The 14151-nt window shown below is 61.6% G+C and carries 19 protein-coding genes; 13 read left to right on the top strand and 6 right to left on the bottom strand.

The window, feature by feature from the left end:
* Nucleotides 1-11: 11 nt before the first annotated feature.
* The 3 genes from LOY28_RS26350 to LOY28_RS26340 are packed head-to-tail and all read right to left on the bottom strand — an operon-like array spanning nucleotide 12 to nucleotide 2624.
* Entirely contained in the window at nucleotides 12-1277 is a 1266-nt protein-coding gene (locus LOY28_RS26350) for an ABC transporter permease (RefSeq protein WP_007933653.1), read from the bottom strand.
* Nucleotide 1278: 1 nt separating this feature from the next.
* Nucleotides 1279-1989: an ABC transporter ATP-binding protein gene (locus LOY28_RS26345; protein ID WP_019650853.1), complete on the bottom strand. Its 711-nt coding sequence runs from the start codon at nucleotides 1987-1989 to the stop codon at nucleotides 1279-1281.
* A gap of 47 nt (nucleotides 1990-2036) precedes the next feature.
* Nucleotides 2037-2624, bottom strand: coding sequence for a DUF2796 domain-containing protein (locus tag LOY28_RS26340; RefSeq protein WP_018925683.1), 588 nt, complete (start codon nucleotides 2622-2624; stop codon nucleotides 2037-2039).
* 135 nt (nucleotides 2625-2759) lie between these two features.
* Here LOY28_RS26340 and LOY28_RS26335 point away from each other — a divergent pair, with 135 nt between their 5' ends.
* Nucleotides 2760-3101 (top strand): hypothetical protein, encoded by a 342-nt coding sequence (locus tag LOY28_RS26335; RefSeq protein ID WP_018925684.1) that lies wholly within the window; start codon nucleotides 2760-2762, stop codon nucleotides 3099-3101.
* 15 nt (nucleotides 3102-3116) lie between these two features.
* On the opposite strand, the gene trxA is transcribed toward LOY28_RS26335, so the two are convergent.
* The 3 genes from trxA to LOY28_RS26320 form a co-directional block, all read right to left on the bottom strand.
* Entirely contained in the window at nucleotides 3117-3989 is an 873-nt protein-coding gene (trxA, locus tag LOY28_RS26330) for a thioredoxin (protein ID WP_018925685.1), read from the bottom strand.
* Between the two features lie 193 nt (nucleotides 3990-4182).
* Entirely contained in the window at nucleotides 4183-4839 is a 657-nt protein-coding gene (locus tag LOY28_RS26325) for a methyltransferase (RefSeq protein WP_018925686.1), read from the bottom strand.
* A complete protein-coding gene (locus LOY28_RS26320; protein WP_258612733.1) occupies nucleotides 4836-5300 on the bottom strand; it encodes a YbaY family lipoprotein in 465 nt (154 codons plus the stop codon). Before LOY28_RS26320 ends, LOY28_RS26325 begins: the two co-directional genes overlap by 4 nt.
* Before the next feature lie 116 nt (nucleotides 5301-5416).
* Between LOY28_RS26320 and nrdR the strand changes: the two genes are divergently transcribed.
* The 12 genes from nrdR (at nucleotide 5417) to LOY28_RS26260 (ending at nucleotide 14126) form a co-directional block, all read left to right on the top strand.
* Nucleotides 5417-5881, top strand: a complete 465-nt coding sequence (gene nrdR / locus LOY28_RS26315; protein ID WP_007906838.1) for a transcriptional regulator NrdR — start codon at nucleotides 5417-5419, stop codon at nucleotides 5879-5881.
* Nucleotides 5878-7011 carry a bifunctional diaminohydroxyphosphoribosylaminopyrimidine deaminase/5-amino-6-(5-phosphoribosylamino)uracil reductase RibD gene (gene ribD / locus LOY28_RS26310; RefSeq protein ID WP_018925688.1) on the top strand — a complete coding sequence of 378 codons (1134 nt, stop codon included), beginning with the start codon at nucleotides 5878-5880 and terminating at the stop codon, nucleotides 7009-7011. Before nrdR ends, ribD begins: the two co-directional genes overlap by 4 nt.
* Before the next feature lie 44 nt (nucleotides 7012-7055).
* Nucleotides 7056-7733, top strand: coding sequence for a riboflavin synthase (locus tag LOY28_RS26305; protein WP_064620656.1), 678 nt, complete (start codon nucleotides 7056-7058; stop codon nucleotides 7731-7733).
* A gap of 16 nt (nucleotides 7734-7749) precedes the next feature.
* Nucleotides 7750-8841, top strand: coding sequence for a bifunctional 3,4-dihydroxy-2-butanone-4-phosphate synthase/GTP cyclohydrolase II (ribBA, locus tag LOY28_RS26300; RefSeq protein WP_018925690.1), 1092 nt, complete (start codon nucleotides 7750-7752; stop codon nucleotides 8839-8841).
* Nucleotides 8842-8932: 91 nt separating this feature from the next.
* A complete protein-coding gene (gene ribE / locus LOY28_RS26295) occupies nucleotides 8933-9409 on the top strand; it encodes a 6,7-dimethyl-8-ribityllumazine synthase (RefSeq protein WP_003228649.1) in 477 nt (158 codons plus the stop codon).
* Nucleotides 9406-9906: a transcription antitermination factor NusB gene (gene nusB, locus LOY28_RS26290; RefSeq protein WP_007933632.1), complete on the top strand. Its 501-nt coding sequence runs from the start codon at nucleotides 9406-9408 to the stop codon at nucleotides 9904-9906. The genes ribE and nusB overlap by 4 nt, the downstream gene beginning before the upstream one ends.
* A gap of 23 nt (nucleotides 9907-9929) precedes the next feature.
* Nucleotides 9930-10895: a thiamine-phosphate kinase gene (thiL, locus tag LOY28_RS26285; protein WP_258612732.1), complete on the top strand. Its 966-nt coding sequence runs from the start codon at nucleotides 9930-9932 to the stop codon at nucleotides 10893-10895.
* Entirely contained in the window at nucleotides 10892-11395 is a 504-nt protein-coding gene (locus tag LOY28_RS26280) for a phosphatidylglycerophosphatase A (protein WP_018925692.1), read from the top strand. The genes thiL and LOY28_RS26280 overlap by 4 nt, the downstream gene beginning before the upstream one ends.
* Nucleotides 11396-11417: 22 nt before the next feature.
* The gene (locus LOY28_RS26275; protein ID WP_064620650.1) at nucleotides 11418-12152 is read left to right on the top strand and encodes a transporter substrate-binding domain-containing protein; all 735 of its coding nucleotides are present in this window, start codon (nucleotides 11418-11420) and stop codon (nucleotides 12150-12152) included.
* 140 nt (nucleotides 12153-12292) lie between these two features.
* Nucleotides 12293-12910, top strand: a complete 618-nt coding sequence (gene ribA, locus LOY28_RS26270) for a GTP cyclohydrolase II (protein WP_018925694.1) — start codon at nucleotides 12293-12295, stop codon at nucleotides 12908-12910.
* Nucleotides 12907-13326 carry an MFS transporter gene (locus LOY28_RS26265; protein ID WP_258612731.1) on the top strand — a complete coding sequence of 140 codons (420 nt, stop codon included), beginning with the start codon at nucleotides 12907-12909 and terminating at the stop codon, nucleotides 13324-13326. The genes ribA and LOY28_RS26265 overlap by 4 nt, the downstream gene beginning before the upstream one ends.
* Nucleotides 13326-14126, top strand: a complete 801-nt coding sequence (locus LOY28_RS26260; RefSeq protein ID WP_258612730.1) for a cobalamin-binding protein — start codon at nucleotides 13326-13328, stop codon at nucleotides 14124-14126. Before LOY28_RS26265 ends, LOY28_RS26260 begins: the two co-directional genes overlap by 1 nt.
* Nucleotides 14127-14151 lie beyond the last annotated feature (25 nt).

Below are 14151 nucleotides of genomic sequence, written 5' to 3'. Positions count from 1 at the left end.
GTTCAACGTCCTCACAGGCGGATCGACAGGCCATCGGCCAAGGATTGGCGATAAGCGCGCCAGGCCGGCACGCTGCCCATCAGCAGCGCGGCGATCAGGATGCCACCGAGCAGCGTCCATTCATATTCGCTTGGCCAGGCCAGTGGCAGGTACAAACCGTAATTCGACTGCACGTAACCCTGCGCCACGGCGATGCCGACATACAGCAGCGCCACGCCGGCAATCACTCCCGACAGCGCCAGGGCAAACGCTTCCAGCACCAGTAAAGTCGCGATATGCCAAGGCCGCGCGCCCACTGAACGCAGAATCGCCATCTCCCGGCGCCGCTCGTTGAGGCTGGTGAGAATCGCCGTGAGCATGCCGATCAACCCGGTCAGCACCACGAACAGCGAGACGACGAACAAGGCTTTTTCCGCCGTGCTCATCAAACTCCACAGTTCCTGCAACGCCACACCTGGCAGGATCGCCAGCATCGGTTCGCCACGGAATTCGTTGATTTCACGTTGCAGCGCGAAGGTCGAAATCTTGTTGTTAAGGCCGAGCATGAACGCGGTGATCGCTTGCGGCGTCAGGTCCATGTTACGCGCCTGATCGGCACTGACCCGACCGTTACCCCGCGCCGGTACACCGTTGTGCCAGTCGATGTGGATCGCTTCCATGCCGCCGAGGCTGATGTGCAGCGTGCGGTCCACCGGGGTGCCGGTGCGTTTGAGAATGCCGACCACGGTGAACGGTTTGTCGTCATGCTTGACCAGGCTGATCGCCGCCACGCCATGGGCCAGCACCAGTTTGTCGCCGAGTTTGTAGTGCAGCGCGTCGGCCACTTCGGCGCCGAGCACCACTTCGAATGGATCGCTGGCGAAGGCACGGCCGTCGGCCAGTTCCAGATGCTGTTGATGGCCATACTGGTAATGCTCGAAGTACGCCTCAGTGGTGCCCATCACCCGATAACCACGATGGGAATCGCCGAGGGACATCGGGATCGCCCACTTCACTTTCGGGTTGTTGGCGAACTGCTCGAAGCTGTCCCAGCGGATGTTGTTGGTGGCGTTGCCGATGCGGAATACCGAATACAGCAGCAGGTTCACCGAGCCGGAACGCGCGCCGACGATCAGATCGGTGCCGCTGATGGTGCTGGCGAAACTGGCCTTGGCCTCGGTGCGCACCCGCTCCACCGCCAGCAGCAGGCAGACCGACAGGGCGATGGCGAACGCGGTGAGGATCGCGGTGAAGCGACGGTTAGCGAGGCTGGCCATGGCTAGACGAAACAAATACATCTCAAACCTCGGACGGGGTGGCGGCGCGATTGAGATCGGCCAGCGACAGGTGGCGATCGAACAGCGGCGCGAGGCTCTGATCGTGGCTGACGAACAACAGGCTCGAGCCGGCTTCGCGGCATTCGGCGAACAACAGGCGAATGAAGTTTTCGCGAGCGTCGTAATCCAGTGCCGAGGTCGGTTCGTCGGCGATCACCAGTTCCGGCTGACCGATCAGTGCACGCGCGGCAGCGACCCGCTGCTGCTGGCCGATGGACAGTGAATCGGCGCGGCGGCCCAGAATGTTTTCGTCCTTCAGGCCCAGATGGGCGAGCAGGGTGGCGGCGGCCTGATCGACGCTGCCGTGGCGCTGTTTCGCCCGCTCGGCGCGCAGTTTCGAGAAGTGACAGGGCAATTCGACGTTCTCCCGCACCGACAGAAACGGCAGCAAGTTGAATTGCTGGAAGATGTAGCCGGTGTGATCGACACGGAAGTGGTCGCGAGCCCCGGCAGACAGTTCGGTCAATTCCTGGCCGAGCAGCCGGATGCTGCCGCGATCAGGCTTTTGCACACCGCCGAGCAAGCCGAGCAGCGTGGTCTTGCCGCTGCCGCTGGGGCCTTTGAGGAACAGGGTTTCACCAGGCTCCAGGCGAAACGCCGGGATGTCCAGCAGCGGCGGGTGACCGGGCCAGCTGAAGCCCAGGTCGGACAGTTCGATGAGTGCTTGGGTCATGTGAAACCGGTCAGGTTGATGGTGAACCCTGTGGGAGCGGTGTCGGATCAGAATTTCAGGGCGGCGGTTTTGGCCGTCACTTCAACCCCTTGCTGTCCGCTCGGGCTGATCAGTTGTACCTGAATCTTCTGGGTAGCCGGGAACGTGTTGAAGACAGTCGCCAGGTCCAGGGTCTTCAGCGCGCCCGGGGCCGAGCAGCTGAATTGGTAACGGGCGTGGATTTCGCTGTGGTCATGTTGATGCTCGTGACCATCCTTGGCTTCTTCATGCTCATCGTCGGCATCCGGTTTGTCACCGAACAACGGGCTTTCCAGCTCCTGGGTCGCGACCACGCAACCGGCGGCTTTCGGCAGGTTGAACAGTGTCAGTGGTTTTTCCAGTTGAGCACGGACGGCGGCGACTTTGGCCTTGTCGGCATCGGTGGTGGCGGCGTGCTCGAACCCCACCAGGTTCATTGCCGGGCTTTCCAGCTCCAGCTCCAGGGTCTGGCCGTCCAGCGCCGCATTCAAGCGACCGACGCCGTGTTCGTGGGCACCGAGGCTGCCGTGCTCATGGTCGTGATCTTGCTCGACAGCCGCGTGGGCGACAGCCAGCGGTAACAAGGCAAACGGCAAAGCGAGCAGCAGACGGCGCATGACGGGTCTCCGAAAAGTAAAATGAAAAATTTGTTATGTAATCTTATAACGAAAGTGCCGAGAGTTTGACCGTCTGCTTGGCGTTGTGCAAGACCCATGGGAGCATGCGAGTCAGGTATGTGCTGGAGCAGACTTATGTTGCGAATACGCGGAAGCATCGGCGACTGGCCGGTGGATTTGACCCTTGAACTGGATGAGGGCGACTGGGCGCAGCTCGGTGCGCAGTTGCAGGCTGCCAAACCCGAGGCGAGTGCAACACCGGTCAAACCGGTGAATCAGGATGATGCGCTATGGCAGATTGCCAAAGAATTGCTGCGCAAGGCCAGGCAATTGAGTGGGCCGGATTTGCTGGAGCAACTGGAAGGGCTGACCGGCAGCGCAGCGGCGGGCAAGCGCTTGTTGGTGCGCTTGCGCCACTGCGCAGATGTCAAAGTGGTGAGCGGCGGGGATACACCGCTCTACAGCTGGATCGAGTAAGCCGCAAAAAAGAGCTTAATAGAGCGCGGCAAACAGCTTGCGACGGTACGTGGTCACCAACGGGTGATCGTTGCCCAGCAGTTCGAACACTTGCAGCAAGGTCTTGTGTGGCAAGCCTTCGTTGTAGCTGCGATTGCGGATGAACAGTTTCAGCAACGCATCCAGCGCCGCGTCGTATTGCTGACGGGCCAGTTGCTGGATCGCCAGTTGATAGACCGCCTCATCGTCCTGCGGGTTTTTCGCCAGGCGTGCTTTCAGGTCTGCCGCATCCGGCAAATCCCTGGCCTGACCGAGAAACTGGATCTGCGCCTTGGCGCCGGCCAGCGCGGCCTTGTGTTCGTCGGTCTTGACCGCGTCGAGTACGGTTTGCGCTTCACTCAGCTCGCTGCGCTCGGTAAGGCAGCGGGCGTAGAGGATCAGTGCCTTGGCATTGGTGTTGTCTTCAGTCAGCAAGACTTTGAGTGTGGCTTCGGCGTCGGCGAAACGGCCTTCATCGAACAGCGCCTGAGCCTGTTCAAACGGGTCGGCGGCGGCTGGAGGCGGCATTTGCACATGAGGTTCGAGCATCGTGCGCACTGCGGATTCCGGTTGCGCACCGGCAAAACCGTCCACCGGCTGACCGTCCTTGAACAGCACCACGGTCGGCAGGCTGCGAATGCCGAAACGCGCAACAATGTCCTGCTCGATGTCGCAGTTGACCTTGGCCAGCAGCAACTCACCCTGATAGCTCTCGGCGATGGTTTGCAGCATCGGCATCAAGGCCTTGCACGGCGCACACCATTCGGCCCAGAAATCCACCAGTACCGGTTTGTGGAAAGAGTTCTCGATCACCGACTGGTCGAAATCGGCAGTCGTGGCGTCGAAGATGTACGGCGTTTCCTGACTCATGGGGGATCTCGTAAAAGCGTGGATGAGGCCACTATAAGGCTTGGTGGGGGGCGGCTGAAAGCGGGGTGATCATTGAGTGATGTGCTGCCAGGCAGGACGTCTTCGCGGGCAAGCCTCGCTCCTACAGGTCCGCGCTGATTTCGAAATCGCCACCCAACCCTGTAGGAGCGAGGCTTGCCCGCGAAGCTTTTTGCTAACCGCGCCGCGCGTGGTAAAGGCTCACATGCCGAAACTCTTCGGGTTCGGCCAGGTCCGGCAAGGTCATCGCCTGCAGCATCTCGATGCGCTGATACAGCGGATGGCGAAAATCCCGCACCCGTGAATCCGCCACCAACGCTTCCCGGCCACGGCTGAGAAACTCGTCGAGTAGCGGCAGATTCTCCCGGTCGTACAACACGTCGGCCACCAGAACCAGATCAAATCGATCCGCTTCGGCGAAAAAATCCGTCGAGTAGCGCAGCTGCACATCATTGAGTTCGGCGTTCGCCCGACACGCGGCAATCGCCAGCGGGTCCAGGTCACAGGCCACCACTTCCAGCGCCCCGGCCTTCACGGCCGCAATCGCAGCCACGCCGGAACCGGCGCCGAAATCCAGCACCCGTTTGCCTACGACCCAGTGCGGGTGTTCGGCGAGATAGCGGGCCACGGCCAGCCCACTGGCCCAGCAGAAACTCCAGTACGGCGGCTCGTGGAGAATCCGCCGGGTTTCTTCGGGGCTGAAGGCGCGATCCATGTTGTCGCCGTCGATCAGCCAGAGTTTCAGCTCGGTGCCCGGCAATTCACAGGCTACAAGCTGTGCGTCACCGAGCAGTTCACCCAACGCCTGTTGCAGGTCGAGCGGTGCAATCATGGCGCTTTGACGAATTGCAACTGACCCAGGGCCTGGGTCGTCGGCTGGGTGATGAGTTGCGCCGGCAGATGCAGAATCAACTGCCCGGACTGGCTGGCGCGGCCGCGCAGTTCAACGCGAGCGCCAACCGGGAAGGATTCAGGGTTGAAACGCAGGCGAAACGGCAACACCTGATTGGTGCCGATCAGGTTGGCATTGGCGAGCAATTGTTGCGGGCGATCCTTTTCGTCGATCACCAGCAGCGCCAGTTCGACTTCGGCGTCGGCCGGCACGCCCATCAGGGTGCCACTGATTTCACGTTGGTAAGCCGGCAGCGGGCCGAGCTCGGCAGACGCCTTGGCTTTCTTCTGCGCCTGTTGCGGCGCTGGGCCTGGTGTTGGTGGCTGGGGCTTGGGTGCATCGCTGCCACAGGCCACCAGCAGGCTGAAAAGACTGAGCAAAACGAGCGGTCGTAACGACATTGGCGGCTCCAGCAAGGTGAAAACATTATAGCCCGTCTGTATACCGCAAACCCTATGGCTTGTCTTGCCACGGGGATGCGCTACCATGGCCCTCCCATTTTTTGTTGCCTGCCACCATGCACTGTCCCTTCTGCGGTGCCAACGACACCAAGGTCATCGACTCGCGTCTGGTCGCCGAGGGCGAACAGGTGCGCCGCCGGCGTGAATGCCTGGCCTGCGGCGAACGCTTCACGACGTTCGAAACCGCTGAACTGGTGTTGCCGCGCCTGATCAAAACCGACGGCAGTCGCCAGCCGTTCGACGAAGAAAAACTTCGTGCCGGCATGCAGCGAGCGCTGGAGAAGCGCCCGGTGAGTGTCGAGCGCCTGGAATCGTCGCTGGTGCACATCAAACACAAGCTGCGCGCCACTGGCGAGCGCGAGGTCAAATCCCTCGTGGTCGGCGAACTGGTGATGGCCGAGCTGAAAAAGCTTGATGAAGTCGCCTATATCCGCTTCGCTTCGGTGTACCGACGCTTCCAGGACCTCAACGAGTTCCGCGAAGAGATCGATCGCCTCGCCCGTGAACCGGTGAAAGAATGACCACCTCCCCGGAACAAGCCATCCTCGACGCCCATTACATGGCCCGTGCCCTGGAACTGGCGCGCAAAGGTCATTACACGACGCACCCCAACCCGCGGGTTGGCTGCGTGGTGGTGCGTGACGGGCAGATTGTCGGCGAAGGCTGGCATGTGCGCGCCGGCGAGCCCCATGCCGAAGTCCACGCCTTGCGTGCCGCCGGTGACAAGGCGCGAGGCGCCACGGCTTACGTGACCCTGGAACCGTGCAGCCACCACGGACGTACACCGCCCTGCGCCGATGCGCTGGTGAATGCCGGTGTGGCGCGCGTCGTTGCGGCGATGCAGGACCCGAACCCGGAAGTTGCCGGTCGCGGTCTGCAACGTCTGGCCCAGGCGGGAATCGCCACCGAAAGCGGCGTGCTGGAAGGTGAGGCGCGCAAGCTCAATGAAGGCTTCCTCAAGCGCATGGAACACGGCTTGCCGTTCGTGCGGGTCAAGTTGGCCATGAGCCTCGACGGTCGCACAGCGATGGAAAGCGGCGAGAGCCAATGGATTACCGGCCCGGCGGCGCGCTCGGCGGTACAACGGCTGCGCGCGCAGGCCAGCGTGGTGCTGACCGGCGCCGACACGGTGCTGGCGGACAATGCCCGTTTGACCGTGCGTGCCGATGAATTGGGCCTCGATCCCGAACAAACCGCCTTGGCCATGAGCCGTCCGCCACTGCGCGTGCTGATCGACGGTCGCCTGCGGGTGCCGCTGGACGCGCCGTTTTTCAAGGCTGGTCCGGCGTTGGTTGCGACGTGCATGGCGATCGAAGAGCAATACGCCAACGGTCCGGAGTGCCTGATCGTGGCGGGCGACGATGGCCAGGTCGACCTGCGCAAGTTGCTGGTTGAACTGGCTGCCCGTGACGTCAACGAGGTGCTGGTCGAAGCCGGTCCGCGTCTGGCCGGGGCGTTTGCTCAGCAAGGGTTGGTGGACGAGTTCCAGATTTTCATTGCCGGCAAGTTTCTCGGCTCCACGGCGCGCCCGTTACTGGACTGGCCGCTGGCGCAGATGAAAGATGCGCCCGAGCTCAAAATTACCGAAATCCGCGCGGTTGGCGATGACTGGCGAGTCATTGCCATACCTGTCCCAACGGTCAGCGTATAATTCCCGGCTGCAGCCCAGAAGGCCCTGTTCTCGAGGAGGACTCCATGTTTACCGGCATCATCGAATCCATCGGCAGTATTCGTGCATTGACCCCAAAAGGCGGAGATGTGCGGGTTTACGTAGAAACCGGCAAGCTCGACCTGAGCGACGTCAAACTGGGCGACAGCATTGCCGTCAACGGCGTGTGCCTGACGGCGGTTGAACTGCCGGGCAATGGCTTTGCGGCGGACGTCAGTCGCGAAACCCTCGACTGCACCGCCATGAATGACCTCAAGAGCGGCAGCCCAGTGAATCTGGAAAAAGCCCTGACCCCGACCACCCGCCTCGGTGGGCACTTGGTCAGCGGTCACGTCGATGGTGTCGGCGAAGTGGTCTCGCGCACCGACAATGCCCGCGCCGTGGAATTTCGCATCCGTGCGCCGAAAGAACTGGCCAAGTACATCGCCCATAAAGGTTCGATTACCGTCGACGGCACCAGCCTGACGGTGAACGCGGTCGATGGTGCCGAATTCCTGCTGACGATCATTCCGCACACCCTGAGTGAAACCATCATGGCTTCTTACAAGCCAGGTCGCCGGGTGAACCTGGAGGTCGATCTGCTGGCCCGTTATCTGGAGCGCCTGCTGCTGGGTGACAAAGCTGCTGAGCCTGGCTCTTCGCAGAAGTCTGGCGGCACTATTACTGAAAGCTTTCTGGCCCAAAACGGCTACCTCAAATCCTGACTCAAGGGGGTGCCTTGTGGCGCTCAATAGCATCGAAGAACTGGTTGAAGACATCCGCCAAGGCAAGATGGTCATCCTCATGGATGACGAAGACCGCGAGAACGAAGGCGACCTGATCATGGCCGCCGAGTGCTGCAAGGCTGAGCACATCAACTTCATGGCCAAGCACGCCCGTGGCCTGATCTGCATGCCAATGAGCCGCGAGCGCTGCGAACTGCTCAAGCTGCCATTGATGGCGCCACGCAACGGTTCCGGCTTCGGCACCAAGTTCACCGTGTCCATCGAAGCCGCCGAAGGCGTGACCACCGGTATCTCCGCGGCCGACCGTGCGCGTACCGTACAAGCCGCTGCCGCCAAAGACGCCAAGGCTGAAGACATCGTCAGCCCTGGCCACATCTTCCCGCTGATGGCCCAGGCCGGCGGCACCCTGGCCCGCGCCGGCCATACCGAAGCGGCCTGCGACCTGGCGCGCATGGCCGGTTTTGAACCGAGCGGTGTGATCTGCGAAGTGATGAATGACGACGGCACCATGTCCCGTCGCGCCGAACTCGAAGCGTTTGCCGCCGAGCACAACATCAAGATCGGCACCATTGCCGACCTGATCCACTACCGGATGATCCACGAACGTACCGTTCAGCGGATTGCCGAGCAGCCATTGGACAGCGAACTGGGCCAGTTCAACCTGGTGACCTATCGTGATTCGGTGGAAGGCGACGTGCACATGGCCCTGACCCTGGGCAACGTGTGCGCCGAAGAACCGACCCTGGTTCGGGTGCACAACATGGACCCGCTGCGTGACCTGCTGATGGTCAAGCAACCGGGCCGCTGGAGCCTGCGCGCCGCCATGGCCGCGGTTGCCGAGGCTGGCAGCGGTGTGGTGCTGTTGCTCGGTCACCCGCTCGATGGCGACGTGTTGCTGGCGCATATCCGCGAAACCGCCGACCACAGCGCAGTGAAAAAACCGACCACCTACAGCATCGTCGGTGCCGGCTCGCAGATCCTTCGGGACCTGGGCGTGCGCAAAATGCGCCTGATGAGTGCGCCGATGAAATTTAATGCGATATCCGGTTTCGATCTGGAAGTTGTAGAATACGTGCCCTCCGAATAATGACCGGTTGTTTCCAGTCCTTGATTCGCGGCTAACACATCACTGAGGGATGCGTAGAAAACGCGTCCCGGCTCTTTAAGAGATCTAACGAATGACCCTGAAGACCATCGAAGGTACCTTCATCGCCCCTAAAGGCCGCTACGCTCTGGTAGTGGGCCGTTTCAACAGCTTCGTGGTTGAAAGCCTGGTCAGCGGTGCAGTTGATGCCCTGGTTCGCCATGGCGTGAGCGAAAGCGACATCACCATCATCCGTGCGCCTGGCGCCTTCGAAATCCCGCTGGTTGCGCAGAAAGTCGCTCAGAAGGGCGAGTTCGCGGCAATCATCGCCCTGGGCGCGGTCATTCGTGGCGGCACTCCGCACTTCGAATACGTGGCTGGCGAGTGCACCAAGGGCCTGGCCCAGGTGTCCATGGAGTTCGGCGTACCGGTCGCTTTCGGCGTACTGACCGTTGATTCCATCGAACAAGCCATCGAACGTTCCGGCACCAAGGCCGGTAACAAAGGTGCTGAAGCTGCCCTGTCCGCTCTGGAAATGGTCAGCCTGCTGGCGCAGTTGGAGGCCAAGTGATTAGCGACGATAGCGATCGTTTCAACCCGCGCGATCCAAAGCCTGCGGATGCCGGCAAGCCATCGAAAAGCGCAAAGCGTCGCGAGGCCCGTCAGCTCGCGACCCAGGCGCTGTACCAATGGCACATGGCCAAGCAGTCGCTGAACGAGATCGAAGCGCAGTTCCGGGTCGATAACGATTTTACCGATGTCGATGGCGCGTACTTCCGCGAAATCCTGCACGGGGTTCCGCAGTTCAAGACCGAGATCGACACCGCGCTCAAGCCTTGCCTGGACTTGACCATCGAAGAGCTGGACCCGGTTGAACTGGCGGTTCTGCGCCTGTCCACCTGGGAACTGCTCAAGCGTGTCGACGTGCCGTACCGCGTGGTGATCAACGAAGGTATCGAACTGGCCAAGGTCTTCGGTTCCACCGACGGCCACAAGTTCGTCAACGGTGTGCTCGACAAGCTGGCCCCGCGTCTGCGTGAAGCCGAAGTGAAGGCGTTCAAGCGCTGATCGGCGCTTGAATTGCCATTGCCATGGGTGAGTTTGAGCTGATCCGCAACTTCTTCGCCGCCGCGCCTTGCGCGCAGGGCGGTGAAGGCGTTGCCCTCGGGATCGGCGACGACTGCGCCTTGCTGGCTGTTCCTCCCGGGGAGCAGTTGGCGATTTCTACCGATACGCTGGTGGCCGGTGTGCATTTCGCCGACCCCTGCGATCCGTTTCTGCTCGGCCAGCGCTCGCTGGCCGTGGCCGTCAGTGACCTGGCCGCCATGGGCGCCACCCCCGTTGCCTTTACCCTTGCCTTGACCTTGCCGACCGGGACTTCCGATTGGCTGGAAGCGTTCGCTCGTGGTTTGAACCTCATGGCGCAGAATTGCCGTGTGGCACTGGTGGGCGGCGATACCACTCGCGGGCCGTTGAGCCTGACCATGACCGTGTTCGGCCGGGTGCCGACCGGTCTGCCGCTGACCCGCAGCGGCGCACGGCCGGGCGATTTACTCTGTGTGGGCGGTGAACTGGGTAACGGCGCGGGCGCATTGCCGCTGGTGCTCGGCCAGCGGACTGCCGAAGCGGCCATCGCCGATCCATTGCTGGCCCACTACTGGTCGCCGCAACCGCAACTGGCGTTGGGCCAGGCCTTGCGTGGCAAGGCCACCGCCGCGCTGGACATCTCCGACGGCCTGCTCGCCGACTGCGGGCATATTGCCCTGGCGTCGAAAGTCGGGATTCGGGTAGAGCGCAGCAGGCTGCCGTTGTCGAAGGCGCTGCTGGCTTTCCTTGGTCAATCCGGCGCTGAGCAGGCTGCCCTGAGTGGTGGTGATGATTACGTGCTGGCCTTCACCTTACCGCCTGCCGAGTTGCCATCGTTACTGGCGGACGGCTGGCCGATCCATGTGCTCGGGCAGGTGGTTGCAGGGCAGGGCGTGATTCTGCTGGACGCCGACGGACACGACATCACCCCGCCAATCCGGGGTTACCAACATTTTCGGGAGACACCGTGACAGATCATCCCAAACAGGTTCCGTCGGAGTTCGTACCACCGTCGGTCTGGCGCAATCCGTGGCATTTCCTGGCGTTCGGCTTCGGCTCGGGCACTCTGCCAAAAGCGCCGGGCACCTGGGGTTCGTTGGTGGCGTTACCCTTCATTCCGCTGTGGCAGATGCTGCCCGACTGGGGCTACTGGCTGATGCTCGGCATCACCATGCTGTTCGGCTTCTGGCTGTGCGGCAAGGTCGCCGACGATTTGCGCGTGCACGACCATGAAGGCATCGTCTGGGACGAAATGGTCGGGATGTGGATCACCCTGTGGCTGGTGCCGCAAGGTTGGTATTGGTTGTTGGCGGGGTTCCTGATGTTCCGCTTCTTCGACATCCTCAAGCCGTGGCCGATTCGCTGGATCGACCGGCATGTGCACGGTGGCGTCGGGATCATGCTCGACGACGTGCTGGCGGGGGTGTTCGCGTGGTTGGCGATGCAAGGGCTGGTCTGGCTTTTCGCCTGAAGGCTACAGTCGAGGACGAAAGATGGCCCGCTGGTTGATGGTGATGGTTTTCGCGACGTTTTGCTCGTTCGCCCAGGCGGGGGATGCACCGACGACGCCGTCCGTGATTCACCTGGCCAGCGAAGCGTGGGAAGACTTTACCGCCGCCGATGGTCGTGGTTTGGGCTGGGACGTGTTGCGCGAAGTGTTCGAGCCTGCGGGCGTCAAACTGGATATTCGAATCGAACCGTATACACGCGCCACGGGCCTGGCACAGCGTGGCGAAGTGGACGCGTGTGTCGGTGCCTATCGGGATGAAGTCAGTGACGTGCTCTATCCGCGCTGGAGTTTCGATACCGATCCGATCTATGCACTGGGCCTGGCCACCAATCCGGCGCCGACCCCGGAAAATCTTGGCAATTACCGTTTGGCCTGGGTACGCGGCTACAAGTACCAGGCTTACCTGCCCAACGTGCAGCGCTATAACGAAGTCGCGCGGCGTACCGGGATTCTGCCGATGCTGATCCACAACCACGTCGACTACTACATTGACGCGCTGGACGAGGTTAACTCTATCGTCAGCCGAGCCAAGGATCCGTCGCAGTTCCGCCGCACGCACATCGCGGATTTACCGCTGTACCTGTGCTTCGCCGATACCCCTCGGGCACGGCAGTTGATGGTGCTGTTCGACCAGCGTATGGAATTGCTGGTAAAAAGCGGTCAGCTGAAACCGGTCTTCGAACGCTGGAAACAGCCCTATCCGTTCGGCTCGAAATGAAAACGTTCAATGCGGGCGCGGGGCAGATATCAAACTTTTTGATCGTTATGGCCGATAATTCAGCCTAAGCGTCTGTAGGAACGTGCTGTTACAATGCCGCCTCTGCGAATCTTCAGTACTTATAGATCAGGAGCACACCGGTGCCTGTCGTTTTTGTCGCCGCTTCCAAGCTGCCAACGCCTTTTGCGCAATTCACCATGCACGGCTTTCTCGATGAAGAGAACGGGCGCGAGCACGTGGTGTTGAGTCTGGGTGAGATCGCCGACGGTGCGCCGGTACTCGGCCGGTTGCACTCCGAATGCCTGACCGGCGATGCCTTGTTCAGCCAGCGTTGCGACTGCGGTTCGCAACTCGAGGCGGCGTTGCAGGCGATCGCCCGTGAAGGCCGTGGCGTATTGCTCTACTTGCGTCAGGAAGGTCGCGGCATTGGCCTGCTGAACAAGATCCGCGCCTATGAATTGCAGGACGGCGGTGCTGACACCGTTGAAGCCAACGAGCGTCTGGGTTTCGCCGCCGATCAGCGCGACTACGCCATGTGCCTGCCAATGCTGGAGCATCTGGGCGTGAAATCCCTGCGACTGATGACCAACAACCCACGCAAGGTCAAAGCCTTGACTGACATGGGCATCGTGGTTGCCGAGCGCGTGCCGTTGCACACAGGGCACAACCCGCATAACAAACTCTACCTGGCGACCAAGGCCAGCAAGCTCGACCACATGATGGGCAACGAGCACCAGGGCGAGGCTGACAGGGCGTGACCCGCGGTCAGGTACGACGGCGACTGTCCGTCAGCTGGTGGCAATACCTGGCGTTGGCCTTGCTGCCGCTGTTCGTGGTCAATGGCTTATTCGGCCAAAGCGAGGCGATTCTGCCGGTGTTGGCCATGCCGTTTTTCATTGCCGGTGTGGCGTCGATGTTTGTCAGCCTGAAGTTCTTTGGCGGTTACAAACATGCGCTGATCGCGACCCAAAAAGCCCTCGATACCCCTGAAGAACCCGCCGCCTGGATCGCCCTGGCCGCGAAACGCCGTGCTGCGTTTCTGGTCGCCGGCCTGCCCGCCTGGATCGGCGCACTGGCAGTCTTCGTTGGTCTGGAAGCCGTGCCGCTGATGCTGCTGGCGTTGTCGACGGCGGTGCTGTTCTACCTCTACCGTATCCCGCGTCAACTCGGCTGATGCGCTGCGTCTGGTTGGCAGTCCTGTTGCTGGCCATCGGTGGTCCGGCAGCTGCGGCCGAGCGGGTTGTCAGCCTGGCACCGTCGCTTTCCGAAATCGTGATTGAACTGAATTCGGCTGACCTGCTGGTCGGTGTGCTGGATGCCGGTGAGCGTCCGGCCGAGCTCAAAGACATTCCTTCGGTGGGCCGCTACGGTCAGTTGGACATCGAACGGTTGCTCAGCCTCAAGCCCGATTTACTGCTGCTCTGGCCGGGCAGTGTGGGGCCGGCTCAGCGTGAACAGCTCAAACGGCTGAACATCCCCACCTACGTCGCTGAACCGCATAACCTCGAACAACTCACTGTGCAGATCGAAGCGATAGCCGCGCAACTAGGGCGAGCGGAGCGGGGCGTTGCATTGGCCAAAAAACTGCGTCAGCGACTCGACTCCCTGCGCCAGCGCTATCGAAGGGATGAGCCGCTGCGGGTGTTTTATCAAGTCTGGGATCGGCCGCTGTACACCGTGGGCGGAAGGCAGATCATCAGTGATGCGCTACAGGTTTGCGGGGCAAGCAATGTGTTTACCGATCTGCCACAGCCTGCAGCGCAGGTCAGTGTGGAGGCGGTGTTGCAGCGCAACCCCGAGGTGATTCTGGCCAGCGATCAGGCGCAGCTCGAGGCGTGGAAGGCTTGGCCCCAGGTGACGGCGGTGGCGCAGGGGCAATTGCTGTTAGTGACGGATAAAGGCCTGGAACGACCGAGTGGGCAGATGATCGAAGCGACGGCCAAGCTCTGTCAGTTGATCGCCCCCGATCTTTAACCTGTGGCGAGGGAGCTTGCTCCCG

Origin of the sequence: Pseudomonas sp. B21-017 (assembly GCF_024749245.1) — a bacterium.
In the GTDB taxonomy this organism is placed as follows: Bacteria; Pseudomonadota; Gammaproteobacteria; order Pseudomonadales; family Pseudomonadaceae; genus Aquipseudomonas.
This window is presented reverse-complemented; position numbering and strand designations above follow the sequence as displayed.

Bases quoted from the DNA above. Each gene is read 5' to 3' on its own strand.
- LOY28_RS26350 (WP_007933653.1), bottom strand. From the start codon at position 1,277: ATGTATTTGTTTCGTCTAGCCATGGCCAGCCTCGCTAACCGTCGCTTC.
- LOY28_RS26320 (WP_258612733.1), bottom strand. From the start codon at position 5,300: ATGTCGTTACGACCGCTCGTTTTGCTCAGTCTTTTCAGCCTGCTGGTG.
- LOY28_RS26340 (WP_018925683.1), bottom strand. From the start codon at position 2,624: ATGCGCCGTCTGCTGCTCGCTTTGCCGTTTGCCTTGTTACCGCTGGCT.
- LOY28_RS26275 (WP_064620650.1), top strand. From the start codon at position 11,418: ATGGCCCGCTGGTTGATGGTGATGGTTTTCGCGACGTTTTGCTCGTTC.
- LOY28_RS26335 (WP_018925684.1), top strand. From the start codon at position 2,760: ATGTTGCGAATACGCGGAAGCATCGGCGACTGGCCGGTGGATTTGACC.
- ribD (WP_018925688.1), top strand. From the start codon at position 5,878: ATGACCACCTCCCCGGAACAAGCCATCCTCGACGCCCATTACATGGCC.
- nrdR (WP_007906838.1), top strand. From the start codon at position 5,417: ATGCACTGTCCCTTCTGCGGTGCCAACGACACCAAGGTCATCGACTCG.
- ribE (WP_003228649.1), top strand. From the start codon at position 8,933: ATGACCCTGAAGACCATCGAAGGTACCTTCATCGCCCCTAAAGGCCGC.
- LOY28_RS26260 (WP_258612730.1), top strand. From the start codon at position 13,326: ATGCGCTGCGTCTGGTTGGCAGTCCTGTTGCTGGCCATCGGTGGTCCG.
- thiL (WP_258612732.1), top strand. From the start codon at position 9,930: ATGGGTGAGTTTGAGCTGATCCGCAACTTCTTCGCCGCCGCGCCTTGC.
- LOY28_RS26305 (WP_064620656.1), top strand. From the start codon at position 7,056: ATGTTTACCGGCATCATCGAATCCATCGGCAGTATTCGTGCATTGACC.
- LOY28_RS26325 (WP_018925686.1), bottom strand. From the start codon at position 4,839: ATGATTGCACCGCTCGACCTGCAACAGGCGTTGGGTGAACTGCTCGGT.
- trxA (WP_018925685.1), bottom strand. From the start codon at position 3,989: ATGAGTCAGGAAACGCCGTACATCTTCGACGCCACGACTGCCGATTTC.
- LOY28_RS26345 (WP_019650853.1), bottom strand. From the start codon at position 1,989: ATGACCCAAGCACTCATCGAACTGTCCGACCTGGGCTTCAGCTGGCCC.